Genomic DNA, 20,162 nt, shown 5'->3' with positions numbered 1-20,162 from the left:
GAGAGTGGCAGAACCGCGGGCGGACGCAAGGGGAGGCGTCGCCCCCGATGCGGCCGCGCTCTCCCATCCTCCCACCGGAACGCCGCCCTTCCTTCTTCTGAGCGAAAATATCCCGGGGGGTGCAGGGGGCAGCGCCCCCGCCTCCCCCGCGGGCCAAGCCGCGCCATCCCCGGGGACGGCGAGTGGCCGCCTCCCTCCCTCCATTCCTCTCGATCCTGTGACCTTCCGGCGATCAGCCCTTCTGCACGCTCTTCAGCTTGTCGATGCCCAGCATCTTCATCGTCGCCTTCTCGTAGAACGGCTCGGACGTGCCCCTTTTCACCTTGCGCATGAAGTATTTCTCGAACCCGATCTTGGCGAGGTGGACCCATTTGCCCGACGAGGCCCAATTCACGTTGCGCGGCGGCAGCTGCGGCTGGGCCACGAAAGCCACGCCCGAATCGCCGAAATCGGCCAGGCAGACGGCGTTCCATGTCCCCACCTCGTCGGGCTCCTTCCCGCGCAGGATGTTGCCCAGGTTGTGCGCGGTCGCCGTCACCATCGATTCGATCATGAACCCGGTCTTCGGCACGCCGCAGGGCACCGGCGTGGGCCCCATCGGGGGAATCGCGATGCAGACGCCGATGGCGAAGATGTTGCGGTATTTCGGGTTCTGCTGGTGCTGGTCGACGATGACGAAGCCGCGCGGGTTCACCAGCCCCTCGATCCCCATCAGCGGCTTGATGCCCCGGAACGCCGGCAGCATCATGGCATAGCCGAAGGGCATCTCCTTCTCGGCCTTGACCGTCCCGTCCTCGTTGATCTGTTCGACGATCATCTTGCCCTTCTCGACCTTCTTCACGCGGGTCGAGGTCATCCACTTGATGTGGTGGTCGCGCATCTCGCTCTCGAGCAGGCCGTTGGTATCGCCCACCCCGTCGAGGCCGAGGTGGCCGACATAGGGTTCCGAGGTGATGTAGGTCATCGGCACCTTGTCACGGATCCTGCGGCGCCGCAGCTCGGTCTCCAGGATGAAGGTGAATTCGTAGGCCGGCCCGAAGCATGAGGCGCCCTGGACTGCCCCGACGATGACCGGGCCGGGGGTCTTGCAGAACGCCTCGAACGCCTCGTGGGCCTTGGCGGCGTGGTCGACATGGCACACCGACTGGGTGTAGCCGCCGTGCGGGCCGAAGCCCTCGATCTCGTCGAAGGCCAGTTCCGGCCCCGTCGCGATGATCAGATAGTCGTAGTCGATCGACGTGCCATCGACCAGTTCAAGCCGGTTCTCCTCGGGGTGCAGCTTCTCGGCCGCGACCGGCTTGAAGGCGATGCCCTTGCGCTGCAGCGTCTTGGTGAGGTCGATGGAGATGTCGTCCGGCGTGCGCCAGCCCACCGCGACCCAGGGGTTCGAGGGCACGAAGTGATATTTCGGATCCTTCGTGACGACGGTGATCCTGTCTTCCGGCCGGAGCTGGTCCTTCATCTCGTAGGCCATGATGGAGCCTCCCAGCCCGGCCCCGAGCACGACGATGTGAGCCATCCGCTTACCCTCCTCTCGGCATATCGCTTGGCGTAACACATATGATGAACAAATTAACAAAACAAGATATGTTTATTTGTCTGTCAGAATACCGGCAGCCCCTATGATGATGCCCGAGTCGGGTGAAAAAACAAGAAGGCCCGGCGCGGGGCCGGGCCTTCCTGTCCGTGCGATGCAGGGCTTACTTCGGGATGTCGCTCTTGATGCCTTCGACGTAGAAGTTCATGCCCGCCAGCGTGCCGTCATCGGCGCTTTCGCCGTCCTTCAGCCAGACGCTGCCGTCTTGCTTGTTCAGCGGTCCGGTGAAGGGCTTGAGGGTGCCCTTCGCGATCTCGTCCTTGATCTTCAGCGCCTCGGCCTTGACGTCGGCGGGAACGGCATCGGTGATCTCGCCGATCTTCACCATGCCCTCGCCGATCCCGTACCAGACGGCCTCGGATTTCCAGCTTCCGTCCATCGCCGCCTTGGTGCGGTCGATGTAGTAGGGCGTCCAGTTGTCGATGATCGCCGAGATCCGCGGCGTGGGCTTGTACTGCGCCATGTCCGAGGCCTGCCCGAAGGCAACGATGCCGGCAGCCTTGGCCTTGGCCATCGGCGCGGTGGAATCGGTGTGCTGCATCAGAACGTCGACGCCCGCGTCGATCAGCGCCTGCGCGGCGTCGGCTTCCTTGCCCGGGTCCCCCCAGGTGTAGGCCCAGACGATCTTCATCTCGACATCCGGGTTGACCTTCTTCGCCGCGATGTAGGCCGCGTTGATGCCGCGGATGACCTCGGGGATCGGGAAGGCGCCGATGTAGCCGATCTTGTTGGTCTTGGTCATGCGCCCGGCGATCGTGCCGATGACATAGCGGCCCTGGTAGAAACGCGCCGAGTAGGTCGAGACGTTCGGCGCCAGCTTGTAGCCGGTGGCGTGCTCGAACTTGACCTGCGGGAACTTCTTTGCGGTGGCGATCACCGCATCCATGAAGCCGAAGGAGGTGGCGTAGATCAGCTTGTTGCCGGCCAGCGCCAGCTGGGTCAGCGCGCGCTCGGCATCCGCGCCTTCGGGGACGTTCTCGATGATCGAGGTCTTCACCTTGCCGTCGAAGTGCTTTTCCATCGCCAGCCGGGCTTGGTCGTGCTGGTAGTTCCAGCCGCCGTCGCCGACCGCGCCGACGTAGATGTAGCCCACCTTGAACGGGTCGGCGGCCATCGCGCGGGTCGCAAGGCCCGAGGCAAGCACCGTGCCGGCCGCGGCCGACTGGGCAAGGAAGGTTCTGCGTTTCATGGTGGTCTCCCCAGAGTTGGGCCGTTCGGCCCGGGTTTGTTGGCCCCGACAGGGGGCAGCTACGATAGCCCGAGCCTCAGCTCGAGGCGTGGAAAATACGGCCCAGCGACGCCGGCGCCCCCATCGCGGCACGGCCCCGGCGGGCCGACATGATGACGAGCACGAGTATCGTTACCAGATAGGGGGCCATCGACAACAGTTGCACCGGGATCGCTATGCCCGCGGCCTGCAGGCGCAGTTGCAGCACGGTGACACCGCCGAAAATATAGGCGCCCAGCAGCACCCGCCACGGCCGCCACGAGGCGAAGACGACGATCGCCAGCGCGATCCAGCCCGACCCGGCGGTCATCCCGTCCGACCATTGCGGCACCCGCACGAGGCTGATGTAGGCGCCGCCCAGCCCCGCGCAGGCCCCGCCATAGGCCAGCGCCAGCGTCCGCACCAGCCGCACCCGGTATCCCAGCGCGTGGGCCGCGTCGTGGTTCTCGCCCACCGCGCGCAGGATCAGGCCCGCGCGGGTATAGCGCAGCACGGCCCAGGTCGCGGCGACGAGGCCGAGCGAGACGTAGACCATCCAGTCGTGACGAAAAAGGATGTCGCCGATCACCGGAATCTGTTCCAGCGGCCCCAGGTTCACGTCGGGGCTCGGCGGAGGTTTGACGCCGTTGTAGCCCTGTCCCACCAGCGACGAGAGGCCGAGGCCGAACAGCGTCAGCGCCAGCCCGGTCGCCACCTGGTTCGACAGCAGGAGCTGTGTCAGCAGCGCGAAGATCAGCGACATGGCGATGCCGCCCGCCGCCGCCGCGAGGAAGCCGAGCGCCGGGCTGTCGGTATGGACCGCCGCGATGAAGCCGCAGATCGCGCCCATGATCATCATCCCCTCGACGCCGAGGTTCAGCACGCCCGATTTCTCGGCCACCAACTCCCCCGTCGCGGCAAGGAGGATCGGCGTCGAGGCCACCATGAGCGTCGCGATCAGGACGACGATGTCGATGCCGCCAATCATCATTTCGCAATCTCCTTCGCGGCATGTTCCTTCCAGCGGACGCGGTAGTTCGAAAGCAGGTCGAAGGCGAGGAGGAAGAACAGCAGCATCCCCTGGAAGGCCTGGATCGCCGCCGACGGCAGGTTGAGCGACAGCTGCGCCAGTTCGCCGCCGATGTAGGTCAGCGCCATCAGGAAACCCGCCAGCAGGATCCCCACCGGGTGCAGCCGTCCGAGGAAGGCCACGATGATCGCGGTGAAGCCGTAGCCCACGTTGAAATCGGGGCTGAGCTGGCCGCTGGGGCCCGCCACCTCGAACAGGCCGGCCAGCCCGGCCAGCGCGCCGGAGGTCCCCAGGCAGAAGGCGAACAGCCGCGAGGGCGAGACGCCGGCAAATCGCGCGGCCCTGGGTGCCTGGCCTGCGACCCGGATCTGGTAGCCGAGGATATGGCGGTTGAGAAGGACATAGGCCCCGATCACCGCCAGGAAGGCGGCCACGACGCCCCAGTGCAGGCCGGTGTTCGGGATCAGGTCGGCATTATGCGCCGAGGGGTATTGCTGCAGGTTGCGGCTGCCCGGAAAGCCATAGCCCTGCGGGTTGCGCAGCGGGCCGAAGCTGACCCACGAGAGGATGTTCTCGGCCACGTAGACCAGCATCAGCGACACGAGGATCTCGTTGGTGCCGAACTTGATCTTCAGCACGGCGGGGATCATCGCCCAGATCCAGCCCCCCAGCGCCCCGGCGATCACCATCAGCGGAAAGATGTACCAATGTTCCGCCGGGTAGAACGCCAGCGCCACCGCGGCGCCGCAGATCGCGCCCATGATGTACTGTCCCTCGGCGCCGATGTTCCAGATCCCCGCCCGGAACCCGAGGCTGAGCCCGATCGCGATCAGGATCAGCGGCCCGGCCTTCACCAGCATCTGCGGCAGAGTGTAGAAGTTGTTCGCGCCAAAGAGCGGATCCCAGAAGATCACCCTGATCGCCTCGACCGGCGGCTTGCCGAGCAGGGCGAACAGGATGCCGCCCGCCACCATCGTCAGGATCACCGCCAGCACCGGGGTCACCGCGGTCCAGAACCGCGAGGGCATGGGCCGTTTCTCAAGCCTCAACATGGGCCACCTCCATGTCGTGCGCGCCGCCCATCATCAGGCCGATCTCTTCCACCGTCAGCCCCTGCACCGGCCGGGGCGCGCTCAGCCGCCCCTCGTTCAGCGCGGCGAAGCGGTCGGCCACCTCCAGCAGCTCGTCGAGGTCCTGGCTTATGACGACCACCGCCGCGCCCTTGGCGGCAAGGTCGATCAGCGCCTGCCGGATCGCAGCCGCGGCCGCGGCATCGACGCCCCAGGTCGGTTGGTTCACCACGATCACCGCCGGATCCTGCAGGATCTCGCGCCCGATGACGAATTTCTGCAGGTTGCCGCCCGACAGCGCCCTTGCGGCCACGTCGACACCCGGCGTGCGCACGTCGAAATCCTTCACGATCTCTTCGGCGAACCCCTTCGTTTTCTTCCAGTCGATGAAGCCCGATTTCACCAGGGCGCGGCGCACCCGGCCGGACAGAAGCGCGTTCTCGGTCAGGCTCATCTCCGGCGCGGCGGCATGGCCAAGCCGTTCCTCGGGGCCCGACACCAGCCCCGCCGCGCGCCGCCCCTCCGGGCCCAACGTGCCGACCGGCTTGCCCTTCAGCACCACCGCCCCGGCGTCGCTGCGGAGTTCGCCCGACAGGGCCAGCAGCAATTCGTCCTGCCCGTTGCCGGCAACGCCTGCGATCCCCAGCACCTCGCCCGCGCGCACGTCGAACCCGACGTTCTTGAGCGAAGTCCCGAAGGGGTTGGGCGAGGCTACCGACAGGCCGGCGACGCCGAGAACCACCTCGCCCGGCGCCCGCGTGCCGCGTTCGGGGGGCGTCAGTGTCTGGCCCACCATCATCTCGGCCAGTTCGCGCGCCGATTTCTCGCGCGGGGTGCAGGTCGCCACCACCTTGCCCCGACGCAGGATCGTCGCCCCGTCGCAGAGCGCCCGTATCTCCTCGAGCTTGTGCGAGATGTAGAGGATCGCGGTGCCCTCGGCCGACAGCTTGCGCAGCGTCTCGAACAGGATCTCCACCTCCTGCGGCGTCAGCACGCTGGTGGGTTCATCCATGATCAGAAGCTTCGGGTCCTGCAGCAGGCAGCGGATGATCTCCACCCGCTGGCGTTCCCCGGCGGAGAGGTCGCCCACCAGGCGCGAAGGATCCAGCGGCAGTCCGTATTCCTCGCTCACCGCGCGGATGCGCTGGGCCAGTTCGCGCGGGCGGGGCGGTTTCTCCATCCCCAGCGCCACGTTCTCGGCCACGTCGAGCGCCTCGAACAGGCTGAAATGCTGGAACACCATGGCCACGCCTGCCGCCCGCGCCGCCCGAGGCTCCGCCGGTTCGTAGGCCGCACCGCGCAGCGTCATGTGCCCGGCGTCAGGCTTCACCAGCCCGTAGATCATCTTGACCAGCGTCGACTTGCCTGCCCCGTTCTCGCCCAGAAGGGCGTGTACCTCGCCCTCGGCCACGCTGAACGATACGTCGTCGTTGGCCACCACCCCCGGATAGGCCTTGGTCAGCCCCTCGATGGTCAGAAGCATACCTGCATCCTTAATACCGTCCCCGTCTCGTCTGTCTCAGCCGGCGCTGTCGCGCGCCTTCTTCGTTTCGTTCGCCGTCGCGCTGCGCGACACCCGATCTGACACCCTGCCCGACACCCGGCCCGGCGCCAGCAGTGCTGCGGCCACCCCCACCGCGATCGCCTGCGGGTGCTTGCCCAGCCGCGGATCGCCGATCGGGCAGGCGATCCCCGCGATCGCCTCCGCCCCGTGCCCCAGTGTGCCCAGGCGCGACCGGAACCGCGCGGCCTTGGTGGCCGAACCGATCAGCCCGAGGCCGCCATGCCCGCGCAACAGGATACGATGGCAGAGCTCGAGATCGAGGGCATGGGAATAGGTCAGCACCAGATGTTCCGCCCGCCGTGGCGCATGCGCCACGAGGTCGGCGGGATTGGCGGCCCATAGCGGCGTGATCCCCCCCGGGATCGCCCCCGGAAACCTGTCGCGCCCGCTGTCGACCCAGGTGATCGCCAGCTCGGGCAGGGGGGAGAGCACCGAGACCAGCGCACGCCCCACGTGCCCCGCGCCCCAGATCCACAGATCGCGCGCAGGCCGTGCCACCGGCTCCACCAGCCAGCCGTCGATCAGCCGGGTTGCCGGGCGGGTGCCCTCCGCCCGCGCCCGGACGATCAAGCGCCGTACCGCCAGCGGCATCTCCTCCGGCCCGTCGATGCGCCGGGCGCTGACCTCGCCTTCCAGCGTGGCCAGCTTCGCCGCGGTCCAGACCTCCGATACCAGCACGACCGCGCCGCCGCAGCACTGCCCGATCCCGGGGCCCAGCGGCACCCGGTCGATCGCCGCGCCGCCCGTCATCGCCCGTGCCCGCGCGATCGCCTGCCATTCCAGCGCGCCGCCGCCGATGGTGCCCTCGGTCCCGCCGTCCCAGATCAGCATCGCGGCCCCTGCCTCGCGCGGGGCCGAGCCCTCGGTGCCGGCGACGACGATACGCACCACGCGCCCCGCCTCGGCCACCCTGGCCCGAAGGGCGCCCGCCTCAATCACCGCGCACCCGCTTCACCGCCGCCAGGATCCGCTCCGGCGTCGCGGGGGCCTGCAGGTCGGGATAGACCGTCCCGTCGCCGCAGGCCGCCACGGCATCCGACAACGCCATCAGCGCCGAGATCCCCAGCATGAACGGCGGCTCCCCCACGGCCTTGGAACGGTACACCGTCTCCTCCCGGTTTGCGCCCTCCCACAAGGCCACGTTGAACACCCGCGGCCGGTCCGAACAGGCCGGGATCTTGTAGGTCGAAGGCGCATGGGTCCTGAGGCGCCCCCTGTCGTCCCAGACCAGCTCCTCCGTCGTCAGCCAGCCCGCGCCTTGCACGTAGCCGCCCTCGATCTGGCCCATGTCGATCGCGGGATTCAGCGAGGCCCCGGCATCGTGCAGGATGTCGCAGCGCAGGATCCGGTTCTCGCCGGTAAGCCGGTCGATCACGACCTCGCTCACCGCCGCGCCATAGGCGAAGTAGAAGAACGGCCGCCCCTGGCCCTTCACCCGGTCCCAGGTGATCTTGGGTGTGGCATAGAATCCCGTGGCCGAAAGCGAGATCCGCGCCTGGTAGGCCATCGCGATCACCTCGTCGAAGCCATATTCCGCCCCGCCGACGGCGACCCGTCCGCCCTCGAACAGAACCTCCGCCGGGCTCACCTGGTGGCGCTCGGCAAGGAATTCCGCCAACCGCCCGCGAAGGGTGTCGCAGGCGGCCTTCACCGCCATCCCGTTCAGATCCGACCCCGAGGACGCCGCGGTGGCCGAGGTGTTGGGCACCTTCCCGGTATCGGTCGCGGTGATCTTCACCCGCTCCACCCCGATCCCGAAGCCCGAGGCCGCCACCTGCGCCACCTTCTGGAACAACCCCTGTCCCATCTCGGTCCCGCCGTGGTTCAGATGCACCGACCCGTCCTGATAGACATGCACCAGCGCGCCGGCCTGGTTCAGCCAGGTCAGCGTGAAGGAGATGCCGAACTTCACCGGCGTCAGCGCGATTCCCTTCTTCAGCACGTCATTCGCCGCGTTCCAGCGCGCCACCTCGGCCTTGCGCGCAAGATAGGCGGAACTCTCCTCCAGCCGCGCGGTCAGCCCGTGCAGGATGAAATCCTCCACCGGCATCCGGTAGGGCGTGACCTGTTGCTTCTTCTGAGCGGAAATATCCCGGGGGTCCGGGGGCTGGCCCCCGGCCTCGCCGTAGAAATTCGCGCGCCGCACTTCCAGTGGCTCCCGGCCCACCGCGAAGGCCACGTGATCGAGAACCCGCTCGATCCCCAGCATCCCCTGCGGTCCGCCAAAGCCCCGGTAGGCCGTGGCCGACTGGGTGTTGGTGCGCAGCCGGTGGCTCTCGATCCGCATGTTCTCGATCAGATAGGCGTTGTCGGCATGCAGCATCGCCCGGTCGCAGACCGGCAGCGACAGGTCCGCCGACCAGCCGCATTGCGCCAGCTGCAGGAACTCCACCCCCAGGATCCGGCCCCGGTCGTCGTGTCCCACGTGGTAATCGATCCGGAAGGCATGGCGCTTGCCGGTGATCATCATGTCGTCGTCGCGGTCGTAGCGCATCTTGCACGGCCGCCCGGTGGCCCGGGCCGCCACCGCGCAGGCCACGGCCAGGTGGTTGCCCTGGCTCTCCTTGCCGCCGAAGCCGCCGCCCATGCGCCGTACCTCGACCCGTACCGCGTTCATCGGCAGGCCCAGGGCTTCAGAGACCTTGTGCTGGATCTCGGTCGGGTGCTGGGTCGAGGAATGCACGACCATGTCGCCGCCCTCCTGCGGCAGCACGAGGGCCGCCTGGCCCTCGAGGTAGAAATGTTCCTGCCCGCCGATCTCGATGGAACCCTTCAGCACCCGCGGCGCCCCGGCGATCGCGGCCGCCGCGTCGCCGATCTGCCAGGTGACCGGGCCGCCCTCGAAATGGCTGTTCGCCGCGAGGGCCTGCTCGATGGTGATCAGCGCAGGCAGGTCCTCGTAGGTGACCATGGCCAGCCGGGCGGCGCGGCGCGCGGCAAGGTGGCTCTCGGCCACGACGATGAACATCGGGTGGCCGGCGTAGTGCACCTCTCCCATTGCCAGCAGGGGCTCGTCATGGATCGAGGGGGAGCAGTCGGGCATCGGCGACAGATCGTCCGGCCCGATCACGGCAACGACGCCCGGCGCCGCGCGCACCGGGCCGAGGTCGAGCACCGTCACCTTCGCATGCGCCCGTTCCGACAGGCCGAAGGCAAGGTGCAGCGTGTTCGCGGGCACCGGAATATCGTCGATGTAGCGCGCCTGTCCGGTGACATGGAGCGGCGCGGCATCGTGCGGCAGGGGCTTTGCGACGCTCACGGCGACACCTCCAGCACCGAGACAGGCCTGCCCGCAAGGTCGTGGAAGTAGCGCAGGAGCATGTTGCGCGCGGTGTCCAGCCGGTAGTCGGCGGAGGCGCGCATGTCACTCATCGGCGCGAAATCCTCGGCAAAGGCGGGGAGTGCCGTGCGGATCGCCTCTTCGTCCCAGCGCCCGCCCGCGAGGGCGGCCTCGACCGCGGTGGCGCGTTTCGGCACGCCCGCCATGCCGCCGAAGGCGATGCGCGCATCGGTGACACGGCCGTCCTCGACCGTGACGTTGAAGCAGCCGCAGACCGCCGAGATGTCCTGATCGAAGCGCTTCGACAGCTTGTAGCAGCGCAGCGCGGGGGCCTCGGAGGGCAGGGTGACGGCGGCGACGAATTCGCCGGGCTTCCGGTCCTGGCTGCCGTAGTCGAGGAAGAAATCCTCCAGTGGCATCGCCCGCATCTCGTCGCCCTGGCGCAGGTGCAGCGTGGCGCCGAGCGCGATCAGCGCGGGCGGGCCGTCGCCGATGGGAGAGCCATTGGCGATGTTGCCACCGATCGTGGCGGCCTCGCGCACCTGGACGGAGGCGAAGCGTCGCAGCATCGCGGCGAAGGCGGGGTGGACGTCGCGCATCGCGCGGCGCAGCGCCTCGATCGTGACGCAGGCGCCGATCCCGATCACCTTGCCGCGGGTCTCGACATGGGTGAGGTCCGCGACGCCCGACAGGAAGGCGACCGGCCCGAGGTCGCGCAGCTGCTTGGTCACCCACAGGCCCACATCGGTGGCCCCGGCGATCAGCGTGGCCTCCGGATGGGCCGCGTACCACTCGGCGAGGTCGTCGCTGTTGGTGGGGCGGAAGACCGGGGGCGCGGTGTCCGCAGCGGCGTCGGAGGCGCGTGTTTCGGGGGGGCGTATTTGGGGAACAATGAAAGAGGAAAGCGCGCTTGCATCGGCCGCCATCTGCGGCGGCGCCGGCAGTTCGGCGGCGGCCCTGGCTGCACGCAGGATCGGGGCGTAGCCCGTGCAGCGGCAGAGGTTGCCGGCCAGCACGTCGTCGGTATCGGCGCGACCCTGGGCATGGGCGATGGCGAGCGCCACCATGATGCCGGGGGTGCAGAAGCCGCACTGGCTTCCATGATGGGCGATCATCGCCTCCTGCACCGGGTGCAGGGTACCATCGGGCGCGGCCAGGCCCTCGACCGTGCGCACCGCCTTGCCGTGGAGTTGCGGCAGGAAGAGGAGGCAGGCGTTCAGCGCGCGGCTGCCCGCGGCGTCGGTCACCATCACCGTGCAGGCGCCGCAATCGCCCTCGTTGCAGCCTTCCTTGGTGCCGGTCAGGCCGCGGGTCTCTCGCAGCCAGTCCAGCAGGCTGCGGGTGGGGGGCTGATCAGCCACCCGGACCGGCGTTCCGTTGAGGAGAAACGCGATCTCCGTCATGTCGATAAACCTGCCGCGGTACCTTGTCCCGGGGGCTGATGCGCGGCTGTCCGATGCGGCGTAGAACGACCTGCGCGCCCTTTGTCCTGTCCTTTCAATCATGAAGCGCGACACTTTGCCAGTTGGCAAGCGCGCCGCATCAGGTTCGGCAAGAAGCTGTTTCGCCCGATGCCGAACAATCGGGCAGTGCGGGGGCGGTTTCGCGGCGCGGCGGGCGGCGGCGGAACCGGTTCCGCCCGGCGGTGCTGCGTCAGGATCGTGCGCCCGAAGTTCCTGTGCAACCCCTGGCCCGGGCCGTGTGTTCCACCGCCCATCCTGCCGGGCTATCGCGCCGGGTGTTTGCAGGCTAGGCTTCCCGGGACGGCGGGGCAAGCCCCGGCCGCCGGCGGGGAGGGCCGGATGCGTGACGCGGTGACGATCGGCGAGGGTGGGCGCCCGCTGGTGCGGGGCGGGTCGGTCTATGGCCTGATCGCGGCGGTGGGGGCGGTGCTGTGGCTTGTCTCGGTGCGCTGGCCGGCCGAGATGCCGGCGGTCGGGCCCTACGCGTTCCAGCCGCCGATCTATGCGGCGGTCGCGCTGGCGCTGCTATGGTACCTGCGCGGGCTTTCCCGGCTGGGGCGGGAGGCACCGCCCCTGTGGCGGAGGGCGGCTTTCGTGGCGGGGCTGGCGCTTCTGTGGATCGCCACCCAGACCGGGTTCGAATATCTCGCCCAGCGGATGTTCTTTCTCAACCGGGTGCAGCATGTCGGGCTGCATCACGTGGGGCCGGTGCTTCTGGGGCTGAGCATGGCCGGGCCGGTGATCCTTGCGGGCGGGCCCGCGTGGCTGCGCGCGCTGGCGGCGACCGTGGCTGCACGGCGCGTGATGGCGGTGGTGCAGCGGCCTGGAGTTGCCACCGTCCTGTTCGTGGGCACGTTCTGGTTCTGGCTGATCCCGTCAGTGCATTTCACCGCGATGCTGGATCCGTGGCTCTACCAGCTGATGAACTGGACCATGGCGGTGGACGGGATCCTGTTCTGGGCGATGGTGCTGGACACGAGGCCGCGCGGGCGGGCCGGCTCGGGGGGCAGTTCGGGGGCCCGTTCCGGGGCCCGGGTCAGCTTCGGACTGCGCGCCGTGCTGTCGGTGGCGGTGATGTTCCCGCAGATCCTGCTGGGCGCGCTGATCACCTTCGCGCGGGGCGACCTGTTCCCGTATTACGCCTATTGCGGGCGGTACTTTCCCGGGATCGACGCGGTGACCGACCAGCAGATCGGCGGCATCGTGATCTGGATCCCGCCGGCGATGATGAGCGTGGTGGGGCTGCTCGTCGTTCTGGGGAACATGCGGCGGGCCGAGGGGCAGGTTCAGGGCGCGGGGCAGGACTAGGCGCCCTTGACGAGGCGGGTCATGTCCTCGGTCACGCCGGCGACGTCGGCGCCGGCGTCGTAGAGCCGCGGGATCAGCAGGCGGGCGCGGCCCCGGGGGCCAAAGACGTAGACCGAGGGGCCGTGGATTACCCTGTAGGGCTGGCTGCCGTGGGGCGGGGTGACCTTGTAGGTGACGCGGTAGCGGCGGGTCACGTCGGCAAGCTGGTTGTCGGTGCCGCGCAGCGCCTCGACCCCGGGGCCGAACTGGGCGGAGTAGCGGGCGAGGACCCCGGGCGTGTCGCGGTTGGGGTCGACGGTGACGAATAGGACGCGGATGTCGCGCGCGCCGTCGCCCATCCGGTCGAGGACCTGTGCAAGGTTGCCCATGGTCAGGGGGCAGACGTCGGGGCAATGGGTGTAGCCGAAGAACAGCATGACAAGGGCGCCGCGGTAATCGGCCTGCGTGACCGTGCGGCCGTCGGAGGCGCGGGTCAGGGTAAAGTCGAGCGCGGGCAGGGCGCCCGTCACGTCGACCGAATGGAACGGCTTGCCGTGGCGGCAGGCGGCCAGCGCCGTCGCGCCCAGCATCAGGAGTGTGGCGCGGCGGGTCGGGCCGCGCGCGCGGATCTCGGGCTGTGTCATGTCTCCTCCGTGTGGCAGCGTAGCGCGGACGGAGGCATCGCGCATCCGTGAAGTGGGGGCGGTGAAACGCGCTCTTCGGGTCATCCCCGCTTTCCCTTCGCCGCCGCGCTGGATAGCATCGGGGGATGACGACCTCTCCCCGATTCATCCATCTCCGCGTGCACACCGAATATTCGCTTCTCGAAGGGGCGGTGCCGGTGAAGAAACTCGTCAAGCTGTGCGGCGATCAGGGAATTCCCGCGGTCGCCGTGACCGACACGAACGACATGTTCTGTGCGCTGGAATTCTCGACCATCGCCTCGGGCGCCGGCCTTCAGCCGATCATCGGCTGTCAGGTCGACGTGGCCTACGATCCGGCCCAGCCCGGCGAGAAACCGCGCCTGCCCGCGCCCGTCGTGCTGCTGGCGCAGACCGAGCGCGGCTACGAGAACCTGATGCGGCTGAACTCCTGCCTCTACCTCGACAAGCACGGCGCGCTGCCCGAGGTGACGGTGGACGAGCTGGCCGAGTTTTCCGAGGGGCTGATCTGTCTGTCCGGCGGGCCCGAGGGCGCGGTCGGCAAGCTGTTGCAATCGGGGCAGGAGGCGAAGGCCGAGGCGCTGGTGAAGCGACTGGCGGAGATCTACCCGGACCGGCTTTACATCGAGTTGCAGCGCCACCCCGGCGAGGGCGGCCAGCCCACGGAGGCCGAGCGCGCGACCGAGAAGGGCCATGTCGAGATGGCCTATGCGCTGAACCTGCCGCTGGTGGCCACGAACGACGTCTACTTCCCCAAGCCCGAGATCTACGAGGCGCATGACGCGCTTCTGTGCATCAAGGAAGGGGCTTACGTCGACCAGCAGGAACCCCGCCGCCGCCTGACGCCGCAGCATTACCTGAAGTCGGAATCCGAGATGGTGGCGCTCTTCGCCGACCTGCCGGAGGCCGTGCAGAACACTGTCGAGATCGCCCGCCGCTGCGCCTACAAGGTGCCCAAGCGCGACCCGATCCTGCCGCGCTTCGCCGATGACGAGGTCGAGGAACTGCGCCGCCAGGCATGGGAGGGGCTGGAGGCGCGCCTCAAGGTCATCCCCCATGCCGTGCCGGTGGCCGAGTACGAGGAACGGCTGAAGTTCGAGCTTGGGATCATCGAGCAGATGGGGTTCCCGGGCTATTTCCTGATCGTTGCCGACTTCATCAAGTGGTCGAAGGAACACAACATCCCCGTGGGGCCGGGGCGGGGCTCGGGCGCGGGCAGCCTTGTCGCCTATGCGCTGACCATCACCGACCTCGACCCGCTGCGCTATTCGCTGCTGTTCGAACGCTTCCTCAACCCCGAACGGGTGTCGATGCCGGACTTCGATATCGACTTTTGCATGGACCGGCGCGAGGAAACGATCCGCTACGTGCAGGAGAAGTACGGTCGCGACAAGGTGGGGCAGATCATCACCTTTGGCGCGCTACTGTCCAAGGCGGCGGTGCGCGACGTGGGCCGCGTGTTGCAGATGCCCTATGGCCAGGTGGACCGGCTGTCCAAGCTGATCCCGGTCGAGGGGGTGAAACCCGTCTCGATCACCGAGGCGCTGGCGCAGGAGGAGCGCCTGCGCGAGGCCGCCCGAACCGAGGAGGTGGTGAAGCGCTTGCTGGATTACGGCCAGCAGGTCGAGGGGCTGTTGCGCAACGCCTCGACCCACGCGGCGGGGGTGGTGATCGGCGACCGGCCGCTGGACCGGCTGGTGCCGCTCTACCAGGATCCGCGGTCGGACATGCCAGCCACGCAGTTCAACATGAAATGGGTCGAGCAGGCGGGTCTGGTGAAGTTCGACTTCCTCGGCCTCAAGACCCTGACGGTGATCCAGAACGCCGTCGACCTGATCCTGAAGAACGGCCGCCACCTGCACATCGGGCCGGACGGGACCGAGCTTTACGAGCCGCCCGAGGGCGCGGTGGATCAGATCAACCTGATCCCCTTGGACGACGAACCGACCTACGACCTCTATTCCAGCGCCAAGACGGTCGCGGTGTTCCAGGTCGAAAGCTCGGGCATGATGGATGCGCTCCGGCGCATGAAGCCCACCTGCATCGAGGATATCGTGGCCCTCGTGGCGCTTTATCGTCCTGGGCCCATGGAGAACATCCCGACCTATTGCGAGGTCAAGAACGGGCTGAAGGAAATCACCTCGATCCACCCTTCGATCGACTACATCCTCGAAGAAACGCAGGGCATCATCGTCTACCAGGAACAGGTGATGCAGATTGCCCAGGTGATGGCGGGGTATTCGCTTGGCGGCGCCGACCTTCTGCGCCGGGCCATGGGCAAGAAGATCAAGGAGGCGATGGACGCCGAGCGGCCGAAGTTCGTGGCTGGCGCCAAGAAGAACGGGGTCGACGACAAGAAGGCCAAGGAGGTCTTCGACCTTCTGGAGAAGTTCGCCAACTACGGCTTCAACAAGTCCCACGCCGCCGCCTACGCGGTGGTCAGCTACCAGACCGCATGGCTGAAGGCGAACCATCCGGTGGAGTTCATGGCAGGCGTCATGAACTGCGATATCCACCTGACCGACAAGCTTGCGATCTATGCCGAGGAGGTCCGCCGCGGCCTGAAGATCGAGATCGTGCCGCCCTGCGTGAACCGGTCGCTCGCGTCGTTCGACGTGGTGGACCAGAGGCTGGTCTATGCGCTGGGTGCGTTGAAGAACGTGGGCTCCGACGCGATGCGCATGGTCGTCGAGGCGCGGAATGTGGACGGGCGGGAAAAGCCGTTCTCGACGCTCTACGATTTCGCCCGCCGGGTGGACATGAAGCGGGTGGGCAAGCGCCCCCTGGAGATGATGGCGCGCGCGGGCGCCTTCGATCAGCTCGACCGCAACCGGCGGCGGGTGTTCGAGGGGCTGGAGGCGCTGATGGCCTATTCGGCGGCGATCCACGAACAGAAGGCGTCGGATCAGGTGTCGCTGTTCGGCGAGGCGGGCGAGGACCTGCCGGAACCGCGCCTGCCCAAGGTCGACGACTGGATGGCCGAGGATCGGCTGGCGCAGGAATTCCAGGCGATCGGCTTCTACCTGTCGGGCCACCCGCTGGATGAATTCGCGGGCGCACTGAAGCGCAAGGGCCACCCGACGCTGGCGGCCCTGCAGGCGGATGCCGAGGTGAAGGGCGGCGCGGTGGGCCGCGTGGGCGTCAAGGTTTCGGGGTTGCAGGAAAGGAAATCGGCCAAGGGCACGCGGTTCTTCCGGCTGAACATTTCCGATCCGACGGGGCAGGTGTCGGGGATGGTGATGTTCCCCGAGGATTTCGACGCGGCGCGACGCGTCTTCGACCAGACGGACATGGTGATCATGACGCTGGAGGCGCAGTTCAACGAGGGCCAGTTCGATCCGCGTGGACGGTCGGTCGCGCCGATGGAGGCGGCGATCGCGGATGCGGGCGGCGCGGGCCTTCTGGTGCATATCGGCGCGCCGGAGGCGGCGGTTTCGGTCAAGGCGGTCCTAGACCGGATGGGCGGCGGTGAGGGCGCGCGCGGGCGCGGGCCGATCCGGTTCTGCCTGTCGGCCCCGGACGGGCAGGAGGTGGAAATCGAGGTGGGCAAGGAACTGCCCGTTTCGCCCCGGATCCGCTCGGCGCTGAAGTCGCTCGAAGGTGTGGTGATGGTCGAGGAGATCTGAGGGAGGAGATCTGAGGGCGCCGCTCCTCGACGCGCTTCCGCGCGCTCGTCGTCCGAACGCGCCCGCCCGGTGTCCCCGCCCGGATGTCCCCGACCGGCGGCTATTCCCCCGGGGCCGGCGCCGCACTGTGGGCGAAGGCCTCGGTCGCCGCGGTGATCCGTTGTGCGAAGATCCGCGCCAGGGTCACCGACAGCACGATCCGCAGCACGTGATGGGCGCTGACGTAGACCACGCTCACCTGCAGCGACACGGCGACCAGCGACATCTCGGCCACGCCGCCGGGGGCGAGGGCGAGGAAGATCGCGTCGGTCGGCTCGGTCACCCAGAAATGCAGGGCATAGGCGGTGCCGAGGCCCAGAAGCAGCGTCGCGCAGACGTTGAGGGCGGCCAGCACGAGCGCCCTGCCGAACATGCTTCGCCCCATGCCGGCGAAACGCGCCCCGAGCGCGGTGCCGACGAACAGCTGGGTCAGCCCGATCATCCATTGCGGCGGCACCGCGTCGGTCAGGCCGGCCAGATGCGCCGCGCCGCTGACCAGAAGCGGCCCGGTCACCACCGCGGCGGGCAGCTTCAGCCGCTCGCCCACCACCGCACCGATGGCCGCGAGGGCCAGCAAGAGGGCAATCTCGAGGACGCTTGCAGACTGGTCGGTGCCGCCGAAGGAGGCGCCCGCCGCGCTGCCCACCGCGCCGCCGGTGATGATGGTGAAGGCGAGGGGCACCAGCGTGATCGTCAGGATCAGCCGCATGAATTGCAGCATCGTCGTCATCGCGACGTTGCCGCCGGCCTCTTCGCCCATGGCGATCGCGGTGATCAGCCCGCCGGGGATCGCGCCGAAGAAGCTGGTAGCCGGGTCGAAGCCCCCGAGGCGGCGGTAGATCAGGTAGCCCATCGCCTGCGCTATCGGCACGATCAGTGCCAGCGCGATGACCGAAGGCCACCAGCGCACCGCCTGTTCCAGCAGCCCGGGGTGGAACGCCCCGCCGATCGAGACGCCGATCACCGGGATCGACCAGCTGCGGAAGACGCCGGGCAGGGCGGGGGCCTGGCCGAACAGCTTCACCCGGGTGATGGCCGCGGCCGCGGTCGACACGATCGGTCCGAGCAGCAGGGGCAGGGGCAGGTGCAGCAGGGTCGCCACCACCGCACCGAGCGCGCCGACGGCAAGGGTCGCCGCCACGACGGGCAGCGGTACTGGGGTCCGGCGGGACGGGAGGCGGAGGCTGAAAGGCATCGTGGGGTTTCCGGGCGGCATCCTGCCACCGCCGCGAGACGGGCACAAGCTGCTCCGGCACCGGCACTGGCACCGGCAGGGGACGGTGCCGCGCCCTGGTCGCGGTGCGGCATGAGACCGGGGTGGTCCGGTGTGCCCGGCGAAAGGCGGGGCCCGCCATGGGGGTGTCAGGAGCGCCGCTGGCCAGCGGGTCCGCACGGGTGTAGGCTTTGGGCGTGAATGGTGCCGCGACGAGGGAGGACAGGCCATGATGGAGCCGTCGCTGAACGTTCTGGGCGAGGCGCTCGAGCCCTGCTCGGCCGAGCCGGTCACCGGGTTCTTTCGCAACGGCTGCTGCGATACCGGCCCGCAGGACATGGGGCTGCATACCGTTTGCGCGGTCATGACGGCCGAGTTCCTGGCACTGTCGAAATACCTCGGCAACGACCTGTCGACGCCGCAGCCGCAATATGGCTTTGCCGGGCTCAGGCCGGGCGACCAATGGTGCCTTTGTGCCGCGCGTTTCCTGCAGGCGCACGAGGAGGGTGCGGCGCCGCAGCTGCGGTTGAAGAGCACTCACCGCCGCACGCTTGACGTCGTGCCGCTGGAGGTGCTGCGGCACTATGCGCTGGACGCGGATTAGGGGCGTGGGGCCCGGCCGGGTTTGAGGCGGCAGGGGTGCGTATTTGGAGAACAATGAAAGGGGGAGGGGCGGCCCCTGACACCTGCAGGGCCGCCTGAAGGCCGCACGGGGGGGGGGGCGGCGGGTGGCGAGAGTTCGGGCGGGCGCCGAGGGGGGGACGCCCGGGTCAGCCGTTCATTTCAACGCCCAGGTGGCGCGCGACGGTGAAGATGTCCTTGTCGCCGCGGCCGCACATGTTCATCACGATGATATGGTCCGCAGGCAGGGTGGGCGCGATCTTCATCACATGGGCCAGGGCGTGCGACGGCTCCAGCGCCGGGATGATCCCCTCGAGCGAACACGAAAGCTGGAACGCCTCCAGCGCCTCGGCATCGGTGATCGAGACGTATTCGGCCCGGCCGGTGTCATGCAGCCAGGCGTGTTCCGGGCCGATCCCCGGGTAATCCAGCCCCGCCGAGATCGAGAAGCCTTCGAGGATCTGGCCGTCGTCGTCCTGCAGAAGGTAGGTCCGGTTGCCGTGCAGCACGCCGGGCCGCCCGCCGGTGAGCGAGGCGCAATGTTCCATCTTCTCGTCGACGCCCTTGCCGCCGGCCTCGACCCCGATGATCTTCACCTCAGGGTCGTCGAGGAAGGGATAGAACAGGCCCATGGCGTTCGACCCGCCGCCAATCGCCGCGATCACCGTGTCGGGCAGGCGGCCCTCGCCCTCCTGCTCGGCCAGCTGCCAGCGGACTTCCTTGCCGATGATCGACTGGAAGTCGCGCACCATCGCCGGGTAGGGGTGCGGCCCGGCCACCGTGCCGATGCAGTAGAAGGTGTCGCGCACGTTGGTCACCCAGTCGCGCAGCGCGTCGTTCATCGCGTCCTTCAGGGTGCCGCGACCGGAGGTCACGGGGATCACCTCGGCGCCGAGGAGCTTCATCCGGAAGACGTTCGGTGCCTGGCGTTCGACGTCGTGCGCGCCCATGTAGACCACGCATTTCAGGCCGAACTTGGCGCAGACCGTGGCGGTTGCCACGCCGTGCTGGCCCGCGCCGGTCTCGGCGATGATCCGGGTCTTGCCCATGCGGCGGGCAAGGATGATCTGGCCCAGCACGTTGTTGATCTTGTGCGCGCCTGTGTGGTTCAGCTCGTCGCGTTTCATGTAGATCTTCGCCCCGCCCAGATGCTGGGTCAGGCGCGAGGCGTGATAGAGCGGCGAGGGGCGGCCGACGTAGTGCTTCCACAGGTCGTCCATCTCGGCCCAGAAGCTTTCGTCCGTCTTGGCGCGTTCGTACTCGGCCTCTAGGTCGAGGATCAGCGGCATCAGCGTCTCGCTGACGAAACGCCCGCCGAAGATGCCGAAGCGGCCCTGTTCGTCGGGGCCGGACATGAAGGAATTGATGAGGTCGTCGGCCATGGTTCGTCTCCCGCGTTACAGGGTGCGTTTATAGCCCTTGCGCGCGTGGGTAAAGCCGCGCCGTGTCACGCAGGGGCGCCCGGGCACATCTTTGGCTCGGCGACTTCAGCGCAGCGACGGC

The 20,162-nt window shown here is 68.3% G+C and carries 14 protein-coding genes; 3 read left to right on the top strand and 11 right to left on the bottom strand.

Annotated elements, in window-relative coordinates; all coding sequences use genetic code 11:
- Positions 1–232: 232 nt before the first annotated feature.
- From CVV76_RS13270 to xdhA, 8 genes are all read right to left on the bottom strand, one after another.
- Positions 233–1,519: an NAD(P)/FAD-dependent oxidoreductase gene (locus CVV76_RS13270; protein WP_102225137.1), complete on the bottom strand. Its 1,287-nt coding sequence runs from the start codon at positions 1,517–1,519 to the stop codon at positions 233–235.
- Between the two features lie 181 nt (positions 1,520–1,700).
- A complete protein-coding gene (locus CVV76_RS13265) occupies positions 1,701–2,786 on the bottom strand; it encodes a BMP family ABC transporter substrate-binding protein (RefSeq protein ID WP_102225136.1) in 1,086 nt (361 codons plus the stop codon).
- Between the two features lie 76 nt (positions 2,787–2,862).
- Positions 2,863–3,795, bottom strand: coding sequence for an ABC transporter permease (locus CVV76_RS13260; protein WP_102225135.1), 933 nt, complete (start codon positions 3,793–3,795; stop codon positions 2,863–2,865).
- Positions 3,792–4,886, bottom strand: a complete 1,095-nt coding sequence (locus CVV76_RS13255; protein ID WP_102225134.1) for an ABC transporter permease — start codon at positions 4,884–4,886, stop codon at positions 3,792–3,794. The genes CVV76_RS13260 and CVV76_RS13255 overlap by 4 nt, the downstream gene beginning before the upstream one ends.
- Entirely contained in the window at positions 4,873–6,387 is a 1,515-nt protein-coding gene (locus tag CVV76_RS13250; protein WP_102225133.1) for an ABC transporter ATP-binding protein, read from the bottom strand. Before CVV76_RS13250 ends, CVV76_RS13255 begins: the two co-directional genes overlap by 14 nt.
- 36 nt (positions 6,388–6,423) lie before the next feature.
- The gene (gene xdhC, locus CVV76_RS13245; RefSeq protein ID WP_233192865.1) at positions 6,424–7,359 is read right to left on the bottom strand and encodes a xanthine dehydrogenase accessory protein XdhC; all 936 of its coding nucleotides are present in this window, start codon (positions 7,357–7,359) and stop codon (positions 6,424–6,426) included.
- A 40-nt stretch (positions 7,360–7,399) separates the two neighbouring features.
- Positions 7,400–9,727: a xanthine dehydrogenase molybdopterin binding subunit gene (xdhB, locus tag CVV76_RS13240; RefSeq protein ID WP_102225131.1), complete on the bottom strand. Its 2,328-nt coding sequence runs from the start codon at positions 9,725–9,727 to the stop codon at positions 7,400–7,402.
- Positions 9,724–11,151 carry a xanthine dehydrogenase small subunit gene (gene xdhA, locus CVV76_RS13235; protein ID WP_102225130.1) on the bottom strand — a complete coding sequence of 476 codons (1,428 nt, stop codon included), beginning with the start codon at positions 11,149–11,151 and terminating at the stop codon, positions 9,724–9,726. The genes xdhB and xdhA overlap by 4 nt, the downstream gene beginning before the upstream one ends.
- A gap of 399 nt (positions 11,152–11,550) precedes the next feature.
- Between xdhA and CVV76_RS13230 the strand changes: the two genes are divergently transcribed.
- A complete protein-coding gene (locus tag CVV76_RS13230; RefSeq protein WP_158243152.1) occupies positions 11,551–12,519 on the top strand; it encodes a cytochrome c oxidase assembly protein in 969 nt (322 codons plus the stop codon).
- Here the strand turns inward: CVV76_RS13230 and CVV76_RS13225 are convergent.
- The gene (locus tag CVV76_RS13225; RefSeq protein WP_158243151.1) at positions 12,516–13,142 is read right to left on the bottom strand and encodes an SCO family protein; all 627 of its coding nucleotides are present in this window, start codon (positions 13,140–13,142) and stop codon (positions 12,516–12,518) included. The genes CVV76_RS13230 and CVV76_RS13225 overlap by 4 nt on opposite strands.
- 125 nt (positions 13,143–13,267) lie before the next feature.
- On the opposite strand from CVV76_RS13225, the gene dnaE reads away from it, so the two are divergent.
- Positions 13,268–16,786 (top strand): DNA polymerase III subunit alpha, encoded by a 3,519-nt coding sequence (dnaE, locus tag CVV76_RS13220; protein ID WP_102225127.1) that lies wholly within the window; start codon positions 13,268–13,270, stop codon positions 16,784–16,786.
- A 100-nt stretch (positions 16,787–16,886) separates the two neighbouring features.
- On the opposite strand, the gene CVV76_RS13215 is transcribed toward dnaE, so the two are convergent.
- Complete coding sequence (locus tag CVV76_RS13215; protein WP_146010292.1) at positions 16,887–18,020, bottom strand: AbrB family transcriptional regulator; 1,134 nt, start codon at positions 18,018–18,020, stop codon at positions 16,887–16,889.
- A gap of 247 nt (positions 18,021–18,267) precedes the next feature.
- Here CVV76_RS13215 and CVV76_RS13210 point away from each other — a divergent pair, with 247 nt between their 5' ends.
- Entirely contained in the window at positions 18,268–18,642 is a 375-nt protein-coding gene (locus CVV76_RS13210; protein WP_102225125.1) for a DUF2237 family protein, read from the top strand.
- A gap of 166 nt (positions 18,643–18,808) precedes the next feature.
- Here the strand turns inward: CVV76_RS13210 and trpB are convergent, their stop codons facing one another.
- Entirely contained in the window at positions 18,809–20,041 is a 1,233-nt protein-coding gene (trpB, locus tag CVV76_RS13205) for a tryptophan synthase subunit beta (protein WP_102225124.1), read from the bottom strand.
- Between the last annotated feature and the right edge of the window lie 121 nt (positions 20,042–20,162).

The sequence above is a fragment of the Acidimangrovimonas sediminis genome, assembly GCF_002871005.1.
GTDB lineage: Bacteria > Pseudomonadota > Alphaproteobacteria > Rhodobacterales > Rhodobacteraceae > Acidimangrovimonas > Acidimangrovimonas sediminis.
This window is presented reverse-complemented; position numbering and strand designations above follow the sequence as displayed.

Coding starts and splice junctions, on each gene's coding strand:
- xdhA (WP_102225130.1), bottom strand. CDS start 11,151: ATGACGGAGATCGCGTTTCTCCTCAACGGAACGCCGGTCCGGGTGGCT.
- CVV76_RS13215 (WP_146010292.1), bottom strand. CDS start 18,020: ATGCCTTTCAGCCTCCGCCTCCCGTCCCGCCGGACCCCAGTACCGCTG.
- CVV76_RS13210 (WP_102225125.1), top strand. CDS start 18,268: ATGATGGAGCCGTCGCTGAACGTTCTGGGCGAGGCGCTCGAGCCCTGC.
- CVV76_RS13265 (WP_102225136.1), bottom strand. CDS start 2,786: ATGAAACGCAGAACCTTCCTTGCCCAGTCGGCCGCGGCCGGCACGGTG.
- CVV76_RS13255 (WP_102225134.1), bottom strand. CDS start 4,886: ATGTTGAGGCTTGAGAAACGGCCCATGCCCTCGCGGTTCTGGACCGCG.
- CVV76_RS13250 (WP_102225133.1), bottom strand. CDS start 6,387: ATGCTTCTGACCATCGAGGGGCTGACCAAGGCCTATCCGGGGGTGGTG.
- trpB (WP_102225124.1), bottom strand. CDS start 20,041: ATGGCCGACGACCTCATCAATTCCTTCATGTCCGGCCCCGACGAACAG.
- dnaE (WP_102225127.1), top strand. CDS start 13,268: ATGACGACCTCTCCCCGATTCATCCATCTCCGCGTGCACACCGAATAT.
- CVV76_RS13260 (WP_102225135.1), bottom strand. CDS start 3,795: ATGATGATTGGCGGCATCGACATCGTCGTCCTGATCGCGACGCTCATG.
- CVV76_RS13270 (WP_102225137.1), bottom strand. CDS start 1,519: ATGGCTCACATCGTCGTGCTCGGGGCCGGGCTGGGAGGCTCCATCATG.
- CVV76_RS13225 (WP_158243151.1), bottom strand. CDS start 13,142: ATGACACAGCCCGAGATCCGCGCGCGCGGCCCGACCCGCCGCGCCACA.
- CVV76_RS13230 (WP_158243152.1), top strand. CDS start 11,551: ATGCGTGACGCGGTGACGATCGGCGAGGGTGGGCGCCCGCTGGTGCGG.